Origin of the sequence: Micromonospora vulcania (genome assembly GCF_042658605.1) — a bacterium.
In the GTDB taxonomy this organism is placed as follows: Bacteria; Actinomycetota; Actinomycetes; order Mycobacteriales; family Micromonosporaceae; genus Micromonospora; species Micromonospora vulcania.
Window position 1 is genome coordinate 38279 of record NZ_JBHSQS010000030.1, and the last position, 17693, is coordinate 55971.

Genomic DNA, 17693 nt, shown 5'->3' on the forward strand with positions numbered 1-17693 from the left:
AGGATGGGCCCGTGGTGGATGCGGTGGTCTTCGACTTGGACGGCGTGATCGTGGATTCCGAGCCGGTGTGGGAGGAGGTCCGCCGGTCGTACGTGGCGACGCACGGCGGCACCTGGCAGCCGGACACCCAGCGCCGGCTGATGGGCATGAGCACCGGCGAGTGGGCCCACTACCTCAGCGGCGAGCTGGGCGTGGCGCGCACCGCCGAGCAGGTCGCCGACGAGGTGGTCGAGGAGATGACCCGGCGCTACCGGGAGCACGTACCGTTGATCGACGACGCCGACCGGGTCGTACGCCGGCTGGCCGCGCGGTGGCCGCTGGGGTTGGCCAGTTCGTCGCCGACCCGGCTGATCGCGGCGGCGCTGGCGGCCACCGGCCTGACCGACGCGTTCGTCACGACCCTGTCCACCGAGGAGACCGAGCGGGGCAAGCCGGCACCGGACGTGTACCTGGCCGTCGCGCGGCACCTTGGCGTCGACCCGGCCCGCTGTGTGGCGGTGGAGGATTCGTCCAACGGGGTACGGTCCGCCGCCGCGGCGGGAATGCGGGTGGTGGCGGTGCCGCACGGCGCGTACCCGCTGGATCCGGACGCGGCCGGGCTGGCCGTGGCGACGGTGGGCGCGATCGGCGAGTTGACCCCGGAGCTGGTCGACCAGCTGGCCGGCTGACCGGCCTGTCCCACCCCTGCCCGCTTGTCCCTTTCCGGCCCGGCAGGCCCGGCATGACAGCGACCGGGTGGGGTACCGCAGCCGCCGGTGCTCGACCGGGTGCCGCACACCGGACGGGTGAGGAGACGGCCGATGAAGGCCATCGTGTACGAGCACACGGGCGACCCTTCGGTGCTGGAACTCGTCGACCGGCCGGTACCCGAGCCGGGGGCGGGCGAGGTCCTGGTCCGGGTGGCGGTCTCGGGGGTGAACCCGACGGACTGGAAGTCCCGGCGGTCCTCCCCGCCGGACGGTTGGCAGATCCCCGGGCAGGACGGCGCGGGAGTCGTGGAGGCGGCCGGCGACGGCGTGGACCCGGATCGGATCGGCGAGCGGGTCTGGCTCTGGGATGCGGCCCACCAGCGGCCGTGGGGCACCGCCGCGGAGTACACGCTGGTGCCGGTCCAGCAGGCGGTTCCGCTCGGTGACGCCTCGTTCGACCTGGGGGCCGGCCTGGGCATTCCGTTCCGTACCGCGCACCGCTGCCTGACCGCCGGCGAGTTCATGCCGGACACGCTGCGGGCCGGGGCACTGGCCGACCACACCGTGCTGGTGCAGGGCGGGGCTGGCGCGGTCGGCAACGCCGCGATCCAGCTCGCCCGGTGGGCCGACGCCACGGTGATCGCCACGGTGAGCAGCGCCGAGAAAGCGCAGCTCGCGGCAGCGGCCGGCGCCTCCTACGTGATCAACTATCGGGAGCAGGACGTGGTCGAGGAGGTCCACAAGATCGTTCCCGACGGGGTGCACACGATCGTCGAGGTCTCCCCGGCGCGAAACGCGGAGATGGACGTGCTGGTGCTCCGGCACGGCGGTGCGGTCTGCACGTACGCCAACGAGGGCGGCGCCGAGATGACCATCCCGGTCCGCCCGCTGTTCGCGCTGAACGCCCGCTGGCAGTTCGTGCTGGTCTACGCGGTGCCGAGGGCGGCCCGGGCGCAGGGCGTGAAGGACGTGGCCGCGGCGGCCGCCCAGGGCGCGATCCGGGTCGGCGCGGACGCCGGCCTGCCGCTGCACCGCTATCCGCTGGCCGCGACGGCCACGGCGCACCAGGCGGTGGAGGACTCGGCGGTGGGCAAGGTGCTGATCACCACGAGCGATGCCTGATCGAGGCCCTGACCAGCTGATTTGCCCATCATCAGGACAGAGGCGAACAAGTTTCGCAACAATGACGGTGCGGGTCGCCCCGCGATGGAACGGGCGGCCCCGGCGCGGTGCGAACGCCGGGGCCGCCCCTGGGGAGGAATGTTCAGGAGGTCCCCGCCCCAAGAGGCGACGGTGCCCGGAAAGACGTTACGGGGCTGTCAGCTCCCGGACAGTCAGCTCGCCCTCCGCGTACCGCGAACGGACGACCTTCTTGTCGAACTTGCCGACGCTGGTCTTGGGCACCGTGTCGATGAAGGCCCACCGCTCGGGCAACTGCCACCGGGCCACCGAGTCGGCCAGGAAGTCCCGCAGCTCCTCCGCGGTCACCGAGGCGCCCTCCCGGACCACCACGGTGGCCAACGGCCGCTCGTCCCACCGCTCGTCGGGGACGCCCACCACGCAGGCCTCCAGCACCGCCGGGTGGGCCATCAACGCGTTCTCCAGCTCCACCGACGAGATCCACTCACCGCCGGACTTGATCACGTCCTTGGCGCGGTCGGTCAGCGTCAGGTAACCGTCCGGGGACAGGGTGCCCACGTCGCCGGTACGCAGCCAACCGTCGCGGAACTTCTCCTCGTCCGGGGTGTCGTCGCCGACGTACCGGGCGGTCACCCACGGCCCACGGACCTCCAACTCGCCCACGGCCTTGCCATCGGCGGGCAGCTGCTCGCCCGACGCGCCGACGATCCGCGCCTGCACCCCGGCCGGCACCCGCCCCTGGGTGTAGCGGTAACGCCACGCCTGCTCCCCGGTCACGCCGGCCGGCGGACGCGAGACCGAACCCAGCGGGGACATCTCGGTCATCCCCCAGGCGTGGATGACGTCGATCCCGTGCCGCTCGTCGAACGCGTGCATCAGCGCTGGCGGGCAGGCCGAACCACCGACGATGACCTCCTTGAGCGAGGAGGTGTCCACGTCGTGCTTGTCCAGGTGGGCCAGCAGATCGGTCCAGATGGTCGGTACCGCGCCGGCCAGGGTGGGCCGCTCGGCGGCGATCATCTCGGCGATCGGCGCGGCCTGCAGGAACCGGTCCGGCATGATCAGCGACGCGCCGGAGAGGAACGCGGCGTACGGCAGCCCCCACGACATGGCGTGGAACATCGGCACGATGGCCAACTCCCGGTCGGTCGGCGCGAGGCCGAACCCCTCCGGCATACAGACCTGCAACGAGTGCAGGTAGATCGACCGGTGCGAGTAGGCGACGCCCTTCGGGTTGCCGGTGGTGCCGGAGGTGTAGCAGAGCGCCGCGGCGTCCCGCTCGTCCACCTCGGGCCAGTCGAAGACGTCCGGCCGGTCGGCCAGCAGCGCGTCCCAGTCGTGCACGGTGATCCGGTCACCGGCCGCCGCCACCAGCGGCGCCGGATCGCCACCGCCGACCACCACCACGTGCCGCACCGTGGCCAGCTCACCGATCACCCGGGCCAGCAGTGGGATCAACGTGCTGTCGACCAGCACCACCCGGTCCTCGGCGTGGTTGGCGATGTAGGCGACCTGGTCGGGGAAGAGCCGGATGTTGAGGGTGTGCAGCACCGCGCCCATGCTCGGCACCGCGAAGTAGGCCACCAGGTGCTCGTTGTTGTTCCACATGAACGTGGCGACCCGCTCGTCGCCGGTCACCCCGCACTCGTCACGCAACGCGTGCGCCAGCCGGGCGGCGGCTCGCCCCACCTCGGCGTACGTCATCCGGCGGGGTTCGGCGCCGGTCCAGGTGACCACCTCGGCCGTGCCGTGCACGGTGGCGCCGTGGTCGAGGATCCGGGAGACCTGCAGAGGGGCGTCCATCATCGTGCTACGCATGGGTAACAAGTTAGTGTCGCCGGTCACACGTTGGGAACCCCCGTAAATTGGCGCAGGTGAGCATCTCCTGGGCCGACTCATATGTAGGGCAGTTACGCGCGCTCGCCGGGGACCGGACGCTGATGTTCGTGGGCGCCCGTGCCGTGGTTCGCGACAACGCCGGACGCATCCTGCTGATCCAACGCTCCGACAACGGCCAGTGGGCCATGCCGGCCGGCGCGATGGAGCTGGGCGAGTCGATCGCGGACTGCGCGGTGCGGGAGGTCCGCGAGGAGACCGGGCTGCGGGCGCTGCGGGTCTGCGCGTTCGCCCTCTACACCGGCCCCGACCGGACCAGCACCAACATGTACGGGCACACGTACCAGGTCTTCACCACGGCGTTCCGGGTGGAGGAGTGGGACGGGCAACTCGCCCGGGTCACCGACGAGACCACCGACGCCGGCTTCTTCCCGCGCGACCGTTTCCCCGCCCCGCTCTCCAGCTCGGTCACCGAGACCCTGGCCGACCTGGACGTCTTCGAGCAGACCAACCGTCTGATCCTCAAGTAGGCCGGCCCGGCCCGACGCGCGAGCGCCGGACCGGGCGGCAGGCTAACTGCGGCAGGCTCACTGCGGGTAGCGGAGGCCGGCGAACGCCTCCTGGATCCAGTTCGGGTACGCGACAGGCAGCTTGGTGGCCTCGTCCAGCTCGGTGAGATCCTGCTCGGTCAGTGTGAGGTCCGAGGCGGCAATGTTGTCCACCAGCTGGTCCAGCTTGCGCGCACCGACGACCACGCTGGTCACGGCCGGCCGGGACAGCAGCCAGGCAACCGCCACCCGGGCCGGGCTGACCCCGTGCCGCTCGGCGACACCCTTGAGCACGTCGAGCACGCCGAAGGCGCTCTCCGGGTCCATCGGCGTGAAGCTGGAGTAGCCGGGCTGGGCGCTGCGGGCGCCGCTGTCGGCGACGGTGCCATCCCGGCCGACCTTGCCGGAGAGGAAGCCACCGGCGAGCGGGCTCCACACGGTCAGCCCGACACCCTCGTTGAGCGCCATCGGCACCACATCGCGCTCCACGTCCCGACCGAGCAGGGAGTAGTACTCCTGTACCGAGACGAAGCCGGCCAGCTTCTCGCGGGCGGAGATGCCCAGCGCCTTGGAGATCTGCCAGGCGGCGAAGTTGGCACAGCCGATGTAGCGGACCTTGCCCTGCCGGACCGCGTCGTCGAGCGCGCGCAGCGTCTCCTCGAGCGGGGTGACGTCGTCGAAGTTGTGGATCTGGTACAGGTCGACGTGGTCCGTGCCCAGCCGGCGCAGGCTGTCCTCCAGCCCTTGCATGATGTGCAGCCGGGAGGTGCCGACGTCGTTCGGGCCAGGGCCGACCCGGGAGTGCACCTTGGTGGCCAGCACCACGTCGCGACGCCGCTTGCCGAGTGCCCGGCCCAGCAACTCCTCGCTCTCGCCGTCGCTGTAGCCGTCGGCGGTGTCGATGAAGTTGACGCCCGCGTCGAGCGCGGTGTCCACCATCTTCTGCACGTCGGGCAGCGCCAGCCCGCCGAGGGTGCCCCAGAGCGGGTGCCCGCTGCCACCGAAGGTCATCGCGCCGAGCGAGATCTCCGAGACGTACACCCCGGTGTTGCCCAGCAGTCGGTACTTCACGTGTTGCTCCTCGTGGTGCGGGAGTTCGGAGGCCGAGGTCGGACGCTCCCTGGTCACTATGTCGGACACTATGTCCGGCAACGAGCGTACGTCGCCGACCCGACCCCCGGCCACCTAGGATTCCGGTCATGCCCTCGATCACCCGCCGCCGCCCACGCAACCCCGACGAGCGAGCAGCCGTCGAGGCGCGGGTGCTGGCCGCCACCGAGCGGCTACTCAAGGAGGGCGTCCGCTTCACCGACCTCGGCGTGCAGCGCATCGCCGCCGAAGCCGGAGTGGCGCGGTCGACGTTCTACACCCACTTCCGGGACAAGAGCGAGTTGCTCATGCGCCTCGCCGGCACCATGCGGGAGAGTTCCTTCGACCGGACCGGCGCCTGGGACGCGGGCGGCCCCGGCGACCAGCTCGAAGCACTCACCGAGGTCTTCGCCGACGTGATCCGGATCTACCGGACGTACGCCCCGGTGCTGGCGGCGATCAGCGAGGTCGCGGCGTACGACGAGGTGGTCCGCGAGTACTGGGCCGCCGGGCTGGAGCAGTTCGTGGCGCGCACCGCCGAGGTGCTCCGCGCCGAGCAGGAGGCCGGGCGTACGCCGGCGAGCCTGGACCCGGCGACCGCGAGCCGGCTGATCGTGTACGGCGGCGACCGCTTCCTCGCCGACCACGTCAGCGCCACCCCGGCCGACCCCGACACCGACGCGGCGGCCGCCCGGGAGTTGGCCTCGACCTGGTGGTACGGCGCCTACCGCCGCCCCGCCTGACGTCGCTGGGGTAGGGGCCCTGCGGGCGCGGTCAGATCATCGTCTGGGACTTGGCCTCCATGTCGGCGGCCGCCTCCTCCTTGGATTCGCGGGTCAACGGCTTGCCACCCGGCGCCGGGGCCTCGCCGCCGAGCGGGTCGGCACCGCCGGTGGCGCCCTGCGGGCCGGCACCCCGCAGCTCGTTGTTGGGCAGCGCCAGGGTGACCACCACCGCCACGATGGCGATCAGACCGGCGGTCAGGAAGACCATGTCCAGCGCATCGACGAAGGCGCCCTGGATGGCCGCGCGGACCGAGTCGGGCAGGGCCAGGATGGTGGCCGGATCATTGATCGAGATGTCCGTACCGCCGCTCGCCGCCACCGCGGCCCGCTCCTGGGGCGGCAGTTGGGCGATCGCACCGGGGAGCCGGTCGGCCAGTCCGCCGGTCAGCCGGGACGAGAGCACCGCACCGAGGATCGCCACGCCGAACGAACCGCCCAGCGACCGGAAGAAGGTCGCCGAGGAGGTCCCGGCGCCCAGGTCCCGTACGGAGACCGCATTCTGCACCGCGAGGACCAGCGACTGCATGCACAGGCCCAGCCCGACGCCGATCACCACCATGAAGCCGAAGGCGACCCAGAGCGAGGTGCCCACCTCCAGCCGGGTGAACAGGAACATGCCGATCAGCAGGGTCACCGAACCAGCCACCGGGAACCACTTGTAGCGGCCGATCCGGCTCATGGCGCGACCGGTCAGGATCGAGGTGATGATGATGCCGGCCATCATCGGCAGCATCAGCAGACCGCTGCGGGTCGGCGAGGCGCCCTTCACGATCTGCAGGTACAACGGGATGAAGATGATCGACCCGAACATCACCAGACCGAGCACGAGGCCGGCCGAGTTCGCCAGGGCGAAGGTGGGGCTGCGGAACAGCCGCAGCGGCAGGATCGGCTCGGCCACCCGGGTCTCCTGGAGCAGGAAGAGCGCGCCCAGCACCACACCCGCCACGAACAGCCCGATGATCACGCCGGAGCCCCAGCTGTACTCGTTGCCGCCCCAGCTCAGCGCGAGCAGCAGGGAGCTGACCGCGGCGACCAGCAGAGCGGCACCGAGCCAGTCGATCGCGTGGTCCCGGCGCTGGAACGGGATCAGCCGCATGACGTGGTAGCAGACCACGATGGCCAGGATCGCCAGCGGCACGTTGATGTAGAAGATCCATCGCCAGTCGGTCTCGGCGAAGTAACCACCGACCAGTGGGCCCGCCACCGATGAGATCCCGAAGACCGCGCCGAACAGACCCTGGTAGCGGCCACGCTCCCGGGGTGAGACAACATCCGAGATGATGGTGAACGCCAGCGTCAGCAGACCACCCGCGCCGAGGCCCTGGATACCCCGGGTGACGATCAGCTGGGTCATGTTCTGCGACAGACCGGCCAGCAACGACCCGACCAGGAACGTGCCGATCGAGAAGAGAAAGACCGGGCGGCGTCCGTACAGGTCGGCCATCTTGCCGTACAGCGGCGTGGACGCCGTCGAGGCGAGCAGGTACGCGGTGACCACCCACGAGTAGTGGTTGATCCCGCCCAGCTCCCCGACGATGGTCGGCAGGGCCGTACCGACGATGGTCTGGTCGAGGGCGGCCAACAGCATGCCGGTCATCAGGCCCAGCATGAGCAGCCGGATCTGCTGACGGTTCAGCACCGGTGCGGCGGAGGCTTCGGTCATCTGCCTTTCTGCCCCGACCGTCGCAGAACATGCCCCGAACCGTGAAAAACCCGCCCCTCCCGCTCGCCCCCCGCCGCCGCTTTCCCCGGCCCTGTCGATCTTGACTTCAGCGACGCGGACGACGGCGTGTCCCGAACGACCGAAACGCCCTCAAGTGGGCTGCCGGCCGCCCGGATGCACGCCCCTTGGCAAGGTGCTGCTCGAAGCTCGTGACCTGCGGCTTTCACCGGCGCCGGTGGATCATCGCCCAGGTTTGACCCCGGGGCCGCTGGGGACCCGGAAAGGCATGGCAGGAGCAGCAGCGGAGCAGCGCCGGCTCGCCACCGTCGTGGAGAGCTGGCTCGGGCGCCCGGTCCTGATCGTCGGCGACGCCATGCTGGACGAATGGCGGTTCGCCGACTCCGACCGGCTCTGCCGGGAGGCACCCGCCCCGGTCCTCACCCTGCGTCGACGGATCTCCGCCGCCGGAGGAGCCGCGAACACCGCGGTCAACGTCGCCGCCCTCGGCGGCCGGGCGGTGCTGGTGGCACCGGTCGGCGCCGATGTCGCCGGCGACGAGGTGCATGACTGTCTGGACCGGGCCGGCGTCTGGGACCGTACGGTCAATCTGCCCGGCCGGCCCACCCCGGTGAAGCGGCGGATGCTGGCCGGCAACCAGATCCTGCTGCGGGAGGACTCCGGCGACCCGGACGACGCGCTCGACCCGGACGGGGTGACCCGGCTGCTCACGGCGCTGAGCTGCGCCACCGAGGAGCTGCGTGCCGCCGCCGGCGGGGATCCGCCGACCCTGGTGGTCTGCGACTACGGCCTGGGCGCGCTGCCCGCGCCGGTACGCGCCTGGCTGGTCGAGCAACGAGAGCGGTACGCCACAGTCGCGCTGGACGCCCACGACCTGGCCGACTGGCGGGGCCTCGCGCCGACCGTGGTCACCCCCAGCTTCGCCGAGGCGACCCGACTGCTGGCCCGGGCCGGTGGTGCGACCCGCCCGTCGAACGGCACCGAACTGCACCTGGAACATCCCGACGGCGACCCGGCCGACGGACCGTCCGAACTGTCCGTCGGCACCGCCCCGGGCGGTGTCCACGCGGACGCCGGCACCGGCGAGCCGGCCCCGCACCTCTCGCGGGCCGACCGCCTGGGCCCGGTGGGCGAGCCGACTCCGGGCGAGGGCCGGGTGGCGCTCACCGGCGACGGGCTCAGCGTCACCGGTACCGGCGTGACCGTGAACACCGAGGCCGGGGAGGGCGTCGACCGCGCCGTACTGGCCGAGTCGCGCCTCGCCGAACTGCGCGCGCACACCGGCGCGGACGTGGTGGCGGTGACCCTGGACACCGAGGGCGCGGTGGTCGGCGGCGCCGACGGTGAGCCGCGCCGCAGCCACAGCACCCCGGTCCCGGCGAGTCACGCCGTGGGTGCCGGCGACGCGTACCTCGCGGCGATGACGCTGGCCCTGGCCGCCGACGCGCCGCTGCCCACCGCCGCCCAGCTCGCTCAACTGGCGGCCACGATCACCGTGTCGGACACCGGCACCTGCGTGTGTCGGCGGGAGGACCTGCTGACGGCGCTCGACCTGCCGCCGCAGGTCGCCAGCCACCCGGTGCTGGTCGACACCGCGGAACTGGACGCGATCGTGGCCGAATACCGCGACGCCGGGCGGTCGGTGGTCTTCACCAACGGCTGCTTCGACGTACTGCACCGAGGGCACGTGCGCTACCTGGAACAGGCCCGCGCCCTGGGCGACCTGCTCATCGTGGCGGTCAACTCGGACGGCAGCGTACGACGGCTCAAGGGGCCGGACCGGCCGGTCAACCCGGTCGAGGACCGGGGTGCCCTGCTCGCCGCCCTGTCCTGCGTGGACCACGTGGTGGTCTTCGAGGAGGACTCTCCCGCCGCGCTGATCGAGGCGGTCCGACCGGACGTCTACGTCAAGGGCGGGGACTATCCGCCGGAGTTGGTGCCGGAGGCACCGCTGGTACGCCGGCTGGGCGGCCAGGTGCGCACCCTGGGGTACGTCCCGGACCGGTCCACCTCGGCGATCATCGAGCGGATCCGGTCGCACAGCCAGGACCGCGAGTCCGACCCGTCGGTGCACACCCGAACCTCGTGAACAGGCCCCTCGACCTCGACACCCCGGCGACGTTCCGCGCCGATCGGCTGGTCGACGTGCTGATTCCGACGCGGAACCGGCCCGCCGAGCTGGCGGTCACCCTGGCCGGGCTCGCCGCCCAGGAGGGGGTGCCCGGCTTCGGCGTGGTGGTCAGCGACCAGTCCGACGGGGCACCGGCGTTCGCTCATCCCGCCGCCGCCACCATGGTCCGGGCACTGCGCCACCAGGGCCATCGGGTGCTGTTGACCCGTCGGCTGCCCCGGCGTGGACTGGCCGAGCACCGTGCGTACCTGCTGGCCGCCTCGACCGCCCGGTACGTACTCAGCCTCGACGACGACGTGTGGCTGGAGTCGGGGACGCTGCACCGGCTGGTCACCGCGCTCGGGGAGTTGGACTGCGGGTTCGTCGGCAACGGCGTACACGGCCTCTCGTACGCCGACGACGTACGACCCGAGGCGCACGGGCACTACGAGGAGTGGATCGGCCGACCCGCACCCGAGCGGATCCGGCCGGGCACTCCGGAGTGGAACCGAGCCCGGATCCACTCGGCGGCCAACCTGCAGCACGTCACCGAGCAGTTGGCGTTGCCGCCAGGCGCATGGCGGGCGTACAAGGTCTCCTGGATCGGCGGATGCGTCCTCTACGACCGGGCCAAGCTCGTCGACTCGGGTGGCTTCGAGTTCTGGCGTCGGGTGCAGGAGAAGCACCAGGGCGAGGACGTGGCGGCCCAGCTCGCGGTGCTGGCCCGGTACGGCGGCGCCGGCATCCTGCCCAGCGGCGCCTACCACCTGGAGTCCCCCACCACGGTCACCGATCGGGATGTCGAGGCGTGGGAGGTCGTGCTCGCCGACGAGGACGCCGCGCAGCCGGCCTGAATTTTTGTTAGGAAGGGACCCCTGCTCTACCCCAGACGATAAGAAGGTGCCCTTCCTTACGTCTGGAGCAGTTCGCGGGCCGCCTCCAGCACTTCGGCCGCTGGTACGTCGGTGACGAAGGAGTCACGGTGCGGACACTCACCGTCGCCCGGACGGTGCGGGTAGATGCCCGGCGTGCAGTCCACTCCGCAGACCGGGCAGTGCACCGTCCAGGAGCAGATCGGCCGGTGCCGACCGCGCAGCGGGTTCGCCGTGTTGATCAGGTTGCCCACCCAGAAGACGCCGACCGTCGGAGCGCCCACCGCGGCAGCCAGGTGCAACGGGCCGGTGTCGTTCGAGACGACCAGCGCGCAGCCGGCGTAGCAGCCGACCAGTCCGCCGAGGCTGAGCGTGCCCACCTGCGGCCGGACCGGCACTCCCGCCGCGGCAACCACCTGGTCGACCACCTCCTGCTCGGCGGGCGTACCGGTGATCAGCACCTCGTAGCCGTCGCCGTGCAGCTCGCGCGCCACCTCGGCGAAGCGGTCCGCCGGCCAGCGGCGGCGGGTGTCGGTGGCACCCGGATGCAGCGCCACCCGGGGACGGTCCGACGGACCGAGCACCCGGACCGCCTCGGCCCGGTCGGCGTCGGTGACCGCCAGCGTCGGCACGATGGTGGTCGCCGCAGCGCCCACCAGGGCCACCACCTCCAGGTAGCGGATCACCTCGTGCTGGTAGTAGACGTAGCGGACCCACCGGTCCAGCGGCGGCGCGTCCTCCGCGCGCAGCCCGACGGTGACGCGGGCGCCGAGGCGGCTGACCAGCGGATTCGAGTTGGCGCCACCCCCATGGATCTGCACCGCCAGGTCGAACCCTTCGCCGGTGGCCGCCGCCAGGAAGTCGTCCATCGCCGACTCCGCCTCACCCGGCTCCGGTTGCCGGATGCCGGGTGCCGGCGGCACCACCAGCACGCGGTCCACCGGGCCGGGCCGGTCGCGCCAGAGCTTCGCGTGCCACGGCGCTCCGAGCAGCACGATCTCCGCCGACGGGTACGCGGCGCGCAGCGCATCCAAGGCAGGCAGTACGAAGATGAAGTCGCCGAGCGCGTTGGCGCGCAGCACGGCGATCCGCTGCACGTCGGGTACGCGCCCGGCCGTCGAGCCGAGTAGGGACGGGGTGACCACGCAGTTCCGCTACGGCCGGTCGAGTTCGCCAGCGGTGTCCGGGCGGTGCAGCTCCCGGTCCGCGGCGGGATCGCCCGACATCGGCGTACCGCCGGATTGGCCGCCGGAGCGCGGCCCGGTGCGGCCGACGGTGATGGTGCGCGGCGTGGGCCGGGCCGCCCGGGGCAACCGGACCCGCAGCAGGCCGTGATCCATCACCGCGTCGATGGACTCCGGGTCGACCCGGGACGGCAGGTCCACGCGGTACTCGAAGCCACGGGTCTCGAAGCCGCCGGGGATGCCCTGGTCGGCGTTGACCTCCGCCTCGGAGCGCGCGCGTACGCACAACTCCCGGTCGTCCAACTCGACCGCCACCTCCTCCGGCGCCACGCCGGGCAGCCGGACGACGACCTCCCAGCCGTCCGCCGTCTCGGTCACCTCGACGTCGGACGCCCCGGCCCGACCGCCGACCAGCCGGCTCAGCTCGGCGCGCAGCGACTGCAGTTCACCCATCGGGTCCCAGCCCTGCTGCCGACCCCGCCATCCTCTACCGAACCCACCGGCCTGCTCGCTCATCACACCTCTCCGATTCGCTGGGTGGTCGTGGGTGGTCGCAGTGAGCTGGGCGCGTCCAGGCCGGCGTCGCGATCGACGCCGACGCCGAGCCGGTCGACCAGTTCCCCGCCCAGCCAGGCGCTGATGCCGAGGATGGCCACCGCGACCACCTCGATGGCGATCAGGGCACCTCCGGCGGCGCGGGACTCCGCGTTGAGTCGTACCGCCCAGACGGCGGCGAAGAGCAGGATCACCGCGACGTTGGCGGCGGCGTGCAGCAGGCCCACCCGCTTGGCCCGGGTGCCGGTCGGGATCGCCAGCAGGTCGAAGGCACCGGCCGCCGCGGCGAGCAGGCCGCCGACCAGGCCGACCGTGATGTTCCAGTACGCGGCCTCGCCGAGGAAGTCCGGCCCGCCGACGGTGTCCACCAGGTCGAACAGCACCGCGGTGACCAGCAGCGCGACCGGGAACATGACCAGCATCGGGTGGACGGGATGACCCAGTACCTTGAGTCGGCTCTCCATCTCCGGCCTCCACTGGTCGGTCCGTGAGCGCGCGTCGGGTGAGGCGGTACCCCCGACCTCGCAGGGCAAACCTCGCGCTGGTGGGCCGTAGGCTGACGGGCGAGGCCGTCGGACGGTGGCGCCGCCACCCGGATCAACGGCCGGGGGAGGATCACGTGACGGTGGAGATCACCTCGCACGAGGAGCTGCGCGACCTGCTCGGCACGCCGGCCCCGCGAGCCGCCAACAAGGAACGCGCCCGTCTGCACGAGCGGGACCGGGAGTGGCTGGCCGCCGCGCCGTTCTGCCTGCTGGCCACGGCCGGCGCCGACGGCAGCTGCGACGTCTCGCCCAAGGGCGACCCGGCCGGGTTCGCCCTGGTGCTGGACGACACGACCATCGCGGTGCCGGAGCGGCCGGGCAACAAGCGGGCCGACGGCTACCGCAACATCCTGGACAATCCGCACGCCGGGTTGATCTTCTTGATCCCGGGGCGGACGGACACGCTGCGGATCAACGGACGCGCACGGCTGGTGCGGGACGCACCCTGGTTCGACGACATGGTGGTCAAGGGGCACCGGCCGGTGCTCGCGGTGGTGGTGGAGATCGAGCAGATCTTCTACCACTGCGCCAAGGCGTTCCTGCGGTCCGCACTGTGGCAGCCGGAGACCTGGCGGCCGGACGCGCTGCCGACCCGGGCCCGGCTGATCAAGGAGGTCGAGGCGCCGATGGAGAGCCTGGCGGACCTGGAACGCCACTACGGCCCGGAGTACGCCAAGAGCATCTACGCCTGACACCGCCAGCTCTCCCGGCCCCTACTCTCGACTCCGCCGATGAGTAGCGGCACTCAGGCGTACGGCAACGGCCTACGAAATTCTGCACTCATGCCTTTCCTCGCTGGTGCGGAGCAGCCCAGGTCGGCGACTGTCGCAACACCCCTGGCAAACCCACACCGCCTGGCGGCGGGGCAGATGGTCGTGGTCGGTGCGGCCGCCGCCCTGATTTTGCGCGGCACGTCCGGTGGCGAGTGGGTGCTGCTCGGGTTCTTCGTTCCGCTGGCTCTCGTGCTGCTCATCGGCCTGCTGCTGCTGATGACGGCGACCTACCTACTCGGTACACTCACCCGCCACGGTTCGCGACTCACCGAGAGTCCCGGCCGCCGTTGCGCCTGGACCCTGCTCATCTGGGCAAGCGGTGCCGCACTCGTCGGCTACGGCCGAACGGCCGTGGGCCAGTTGGGTATCGACCTGGACTCTCATCCCGAAGCCAGCCACTGGCTGCTGGGTGTGGGGGTGGCGCTGGTGGCGGGCATCTACAGCCGGTCACGACGGATAAGACTCGGCTCGACCGCCATGATCGCGATGCTCGTCGCCGCCACCGCGGTGCTGCGGGCCAGCCACGGGTGACGACCTGCCGGCGTGACCGGTGAGGCCGGCACGGGTCGCGTCAAGCGAATAACCGCAGGTCAACATGGATTACGAGAGCTGACGTACGGGATAATGCACTCATGCTCTGTCCACCGACCACGCCTCCCCCGGTGCATCCGCACCTCGTGACGATGGAGCAGATGGCGCCGGCTGCCCTGTTCCTGCGGGGCGCCACCAGTGGCCAGTAGGTGCCGCTCAATCACACACGGTGACGGTCGGTCGGCATGGCAACCCCTCTGACGTGGGCGGAGTTCTTAGTTCCGTGAAAGTTGATCCGAGCTTCGACGCGTTCGTCGAGCAGCGGTCGGCAGCGCTACTGCGCCTCGCGTACCTCCTCACCGGGGACCGTGGCCATGCTGAGGACCTGCTGCAGACAGCCCTGCTGCGTACGATGCGCCGCTGGTCGAAAGCGCGTGACGCACCCGAGCAATATGTCCGGCACGTCCTGGTCAATCTGTCTCGGGACCGGATCAGGGCTGTGCTGCGGCGCCCTCGCGAAACAGCACTACCGGAGGACCCGAACGCCTTCCGTTCCCGTGATCCGGGGCTGGAGGGCCTCGACGACCGGCGGACGGTCACCGACGCGATCGCGAAGCTGCCGATCCGGCAGCGGCAGGTGATCGTGCTGCGCTACTTCGAGGACCTCTCCGTCGAGCAGACGGCCGAACTGGTCGGCTGCTCGACCGGCACGGTGAAGTCGTACACCTCCAGGGCCCTGTCACGACTGCGTGAGCTGCTCGGGGACTTTCACGAAACCAACGAAATGAGGGTTCCCGGATGACTGCTCTCGACGACGACCAGCTCGGCCGGCTACTGGGCGACCAGTTGCACGAGGAGACGTACGCAATGACCGCACCTTCGGGTCTCACCGAGACCCTGTACCGCAGACACAATCGCCGCACCTGGGGTCTGCGGATCGCCGGTGCCGTGCCGGTGGTCGCCGCCATCGCGCTGGGCGCCTCGCTGGCCTTCCCGGGCGGCTCGACGGCACCGGCCCCCGACATGCTCACGGTCGGCTACGTCACCGAGCGAACCAGTGCCGCTCTGGCCGACACCTCCGCATACGTGCAGCACGAGCGCGACTCGCACCAGGGCCGCGACGGCAAGGCCGCGAGCAGCGGAGAGTCCTGGAACGATCCCAAAACGTCGCGACACCGGCAGGACAACGAGATCTACTTCGGCGACACCCGTTCATACACCGTCGGCGTCGACGGCTCCCACGCGACCGAGCTCAACCACGACAAGAAGAAGTGGTGGACCTACGAGGTCGTTCAGGCCACGCCGGTGGACGGCGACCAGATCCAGTCGCTCCAGCCCGCGCTCAACCCCGACGGGCTCAAACGCGCGCTTGACAACGGGAAGCTGACGCTCGTCGGCAAGGAGTCGGTGGACGGCAAGCCGGCCGTACACCTGCAGTGGTTGGGTGGTCCGGACAGCGCCATGGACCAGGCGAAGACCACCGAGGCGTCCATGCAGATCTGGGTCGACAGCGAGACGTACCTGCCGGTGCGCGTGATCAGCAAGGGCTTCGGCGGGACCACGACGACTAACTTCGAGTGGCTGCCCCGTACCCCGGAGAACCTGGCGAAGCTGGAGGTCACCGCTCCTGCCGGCTACCAGAAGCTGCCCTGCGTACCGATGCCGACGAAGGATTGCGGCCTGAACAGCTGAGCGCTGGCCGTTGAGGCCCCGGACCGCCTGCTGCGGTCCGGGGCCTCGCGCCGTTGTGGGATCGTTCCCGCAGCCGGTTCGGACCGACCTGGATGGCGAGAAAGCCCTGCCCAGCGTCTCTGCTGGTCGGGACCTTCTCGTGAGGCCGCCCGCGCGATCGAACCGCCGCCAATGATCAATCCTGGCTCACCGCAAAGCGACAGGCCCTTGGGGTACGCGTGAAGAAATTCCGCTTTGTCCGCAATCTACCCAACTGGGGCTAATCGCCCATCCCTCGGTGAAGCAGTCGAATACGCTACAGACCACCCCGCTTGGTGACGTTTAGTCACCGCTGCGTGGCTCTGGGTGTATCCGGGATGACTCTCTGGAGGGGTCATGAGCAACAACCGACGGCTGCGGCGGAGGCTGAACCATGCCCGCGCCGCTTCAGGGCTGAGTTCTGCCCTGCTCGTAGTCGGGATGACGGGTGGGCCCGTAGTCGCCGCGCAACCCGCGGAAGCGAACTCGTCTGCCCATGGCGTGCACGTCGGTACACCCGGACCCCTCGGCCAGTACGGCGGGTGGCCGCTGTCCTGGTCGACCGTCCGCCAAGACGGCGACAGACCTGACGATGGCATTGCACCGGACTACGGACCGCAGGGCTGGCAGGGCCCGTGGGGCGGGCACGACGGGGGGAAGCAGCCGAACTGGGACTACCCGCAGGACTCCCATGGCTCCAAGGACAAGGGCACTCAAGGCCCCCAGGGCGACACCGGCGCGCAAGGTGCTCAAGGCGACACGGGCACTCAAGGCGCACACGGTGCCCAGGGGTTCCAAGGCACCCAAGGCGACACCGGCGCGCAAGGCAACACCGGCGCACAGGGCGCTCAAGGCGAGACGGGCGCCCAGGGCGCTCAAGGCGAGACGGGCGCCCAGGGCGCTCAAGGCGAGACGGGCGCCCAGGGCGCTCAAGGCGACACCGGCGCGCAAGGTGCCCAGGGCGCGCAGGGCGCCCAGGGATTCCAAGGCACCCAAGGCAACACCGGCGCACAGGGCAACACCGGTGCCCAGGGCGCTCAAGGCAACACCGGAGCTCAAGGCGCCCAGGGCAACACCGGCGCTCAAGGCGCCCAGGGCAACACCGGCGCTCAAGGCACCCAGGGATTCCAAGGCACCCAAGGCAACACCGGCGCTCAAGGCGAGACGGGCGCACAAGGCGACACCGGCGCGCAAGGTGCCCAGGGCGCCCAGGGATTCCAAGGCACGCAGGGCAACACCGGCGCACAGGGCAACACCGGTGCCCAGGGCGCTCAAGGCGACACCGGAGCTCAAGGCGCACAGGGCAACACCGGCGCACAAGGCACCCAAGGCAACACCGGAGCTCAAGGCGCACAGGGCAACACCGGTGCCCAGGGCGTTCAAGGCGACACCGGCGCACAAGGCGCCCAAGGCAACACCGGCGTACAAGGCACGCAAGGCGAGACGGGCGCGCAAGGCGCCCAGGGGTTCCAAGGCACCCAGGGCAACACCGGCGCCCAGGGCGTTCAAGGCAACACCGGAGCTCAAGGCGCACAGGGCAACACCGGCGCACAGGGCGTTCAAGGCAACACCGGCGCACAAGGCGCACAGGGCAACACCGGCGCACAGGGCGTTCAAGGCAACACCGGCGCACAAGGCGCACAGG

The 17693-nt window shown here is 71.0% G+C and carries 17 protein-coding genes; 11 read left to right on the top strand and 6 right to left on the bottom strand.

Annotation, left to right across the window (positions count from 1 at the left end):
• Positions 1 to 11 precede the first annotated feature (11 nt).
• Together ACFQGL_RS29040 and ACFQGL_RS29045 are read left to right on the top strand one after the other, a co-directional pair.
• Positions 12 to 668, top strand: coding sequence for an HAD family hydrolase (locus ACFQGL_RS29040; RefSeq protein ID WP_377515802.1), 657 nt, complete (start codon positions 12 to 14; stop codon positions 666 to 668).
• 132 nt (positions 669 to 800) lie between these two features.
• Positions 801 to 1811, top strand: coding sequence for an NADPH:quinone reductase (locus ACFQGL_RS29045; protein ID WP_377515803.1), 1011 nt, complete (start codon positions 801 to 803; stop codon positions 1809 to 1811).
• Between the two features lie 186 nt (positions 1812 to 1997).
• Here the strand turns inward: ACFQGL_RS29045 and ACFQGL_RS29050 are convergent, their stop codons facing one another.
• Positions 1998 to 3632: a fatty acid--CoA ligase gene (locus tag ACFQGL_RS29050; protein ID WP_377515820.1), complete on the bottom strand. Its 1635-nt coding sequence runs from the start codon at positions 3630 to 3632 to the stop codon at positions 1998 to 2000.
• Positions 3633 to 3703: 71 nt separating this feature from the next.
• On the opposite strand from ACFQGL_RS29050, the gene ACFQGL_RS29055 reads away from it, so the two are divergent.
• Positions 3704 to 4195 carry an NUDIX domain-containing protein gene (locus ACFQGL_RS29055; protein ID WP_377515804.1) on the top strand — a complete coding sequence of 164 codons (492 nt, stop codon included), beginning with the start codon at positions 3704 to 3706 and terminating at the stop codon, positions 4193 to 4195.
• Between the two features lie 57 nt (positions 4196 to 4252).
• Here the strand turns inward: ACFQGL_RS29055 and ACFQGL_RS29060 are convergent, their stop codons facing one another.
• Entirely contained in the window at positions 4253 to 5284 is a 1032-nt protein-coding gene (locus ACFQGL_RS29060; protein WP_377515805.1) for an aldo/keto reductase, read from the bottom strand.
• A 128-nt stretch (positions 5285 to 5412) separates the two neighbouring features.
• On the opposite strand from ACFQGL_RS29060, the gene ACFQGL_RS29065 reads away from it, so the two are divergent.
• Entirely contained in the window at positions 5413 to 6045 is a 633-nt protein-coding gene (locus tag ACFQGL_RS29065) for a TetR/AcrR family transcriptional regulator (protein ID WP_377515806.1), read from the top strand.
• Between the two features lie 31 nt (positions 6046 to 6076).
• Here ACFQGL_RS29065 and ACFQGL_RS29070 read toward each other — a convergent pair whose 3' ends face one another.
• Positions 6077 to 7750, bottom strand: a complete 1674-nt coding sequence (locus ACFQGL_RS29070; protein WP_377515807.1) for an MDR family MFS transporter — start codon at positions 7748 to 7750, stop codon at positions 6077 to 6079.
• 286 nt (positions 7751 to 8036) lie between these two features.
• Between ACFQGL_RS29070 and rfaE2 the strand changes: the two genes are divergently transcribed.
• Entirely contained in the window at positions 8037 to 9857 is a 1821-nt protein-coding gene (gene rfaE2, locus ACFQGL_RS29075; RefSeq protein WP_377515809.1) for a D-glycero-beta-D-manno-heptose 1-phosphate adenylyltransferase, read from the top strand.
• Positions 9854 to 10732 (top strand): glycosyltransferase family 2 protein, encoded by an 879-nt coding sequence (locus ACFQGL_RS29080; protein WP_377515810.1) that lies wholly within the window; start codon positions 9854 to 9856, stop codon positions 10730 to 10732. Before rfaE2 ends, ACFQGL_RS29080 begins: the two co-directional genes overlap by 4 nt.
• Before the next feature lie 56 nt (positions 10733 to 10788).
• Here the strand turns inward: ACFQGL_RS29080 and ACFQGL_RS29085 are convergent, their stop codons facing one another.
• Genes ACFQGL_RS29085 through ACFQGL_RS29095 form a run of 3 tightly spaced genes read right to left on the bottom strand, consistent with a single transcriptional unit; the run spans position 10789 to position 12953 of the window.
• The gene (locus ACFQGL_RS29085; protein WP_377515811.1) at positions 10789 to 11895 is read right to left on the bottom strand and encodes a glycosyltransferase family 9 protein; all 1107 of its coding nucleotides are present in this window, start codon (positions 11893 to 11895) and stop codon (positions 10789 to 10791) included.
• 9 nt (positions 11896 to 11904) lie between these two features.
• Complete coding sequence (locus ACFQGL_RS29090) at positions 11905 to 12450, bottom strand: Hsp20/alpha crystallin family protein (RefSeq protein WP_377515812.1); 546 nt, start codon at positions 12448 to 12450, stop codon at positions 11905 to 11907.
• The gene (locus tag ACFQGL_RS29095) at positions 12450 to 12953 is read right to left on the bottom strand and encodes a DUF2231 domain-containing protein (protein ID WP_377515813.1); all 504 of its coding nucleotides are present in this window, start codon (positions 12951 to 12953) and stop codon (positions 12450 to 12452) included. The genes ACFQGL_RS29090 and ACFQGL_RS29095 overlap by 1 nt, the downstream gene beginning before the upstream one ends.
• 155 nt (positions 12954 to 13108) lie before the next feature.
• Here ACFQGL_RS29095 and ACFQGL_RS29100 point away from each other — a divergent pair, with 155 nt between their 5' ends.
• The 5 genes from ACFQGL_RS29100 to ACFQGL_RS29120 all read left to right on the top strand — a co-directional run.
• Entirely contained in the window at positions 13109 to 13726 is a 618-nt protein-coding gene (locus ACFQGL_RS29100; RefSeq protein ID WP_377515814.1) for a pyridoxamine 5'-phosphate oxidase family protein, read from the top strand.
• A gap of 177 nt (positions 13727 to 13903) precedes the next feature.
• Entirely contained in the window at positions 13904 to 14338 is a 435-nt protein-coding gene (locus ACFQGL_RS29105; RefSeq protein WP_377515815.1) for a hypothetical protein, read from the top strand.
• A 283-nt stretch (positions 14339 to 14621) separates the two neighbouring features.
• Positions 14622 to 15140, top strand: coding sequence for a SigE family RNA polymerase sigma factor (locus ACFQGL_RS29110; RefSeq protein ID WP_377515816.1), 519 nt, complete (start codon positions 14622 to 14624; stop codon positions 15138 to 15140).
• Complete coding sequence (locus ACFQGL_RS29115; RefSeq protein WP_377515817.1) at positions 15137 to 16030, top strand: hypothetical protein; 894 nt, start codon at positions 15137 to 15139, stop codon at positions 16028 to 16030. Before ACFQGL_RS29110 ends, ACFQGL_RS29115 begins: the two co-directional genes overlap by 4 nt.
• A 375-nt stretch (positions 16031 to 16405) precedes the next feature.
• The coding region (locus ACFQGL_RS29120) for a collagen-like domain-containing protein (protein WP_465263544.1) at positions 16406 to 17693 on the top strand (1288 nt) is incomplete at its 3' end.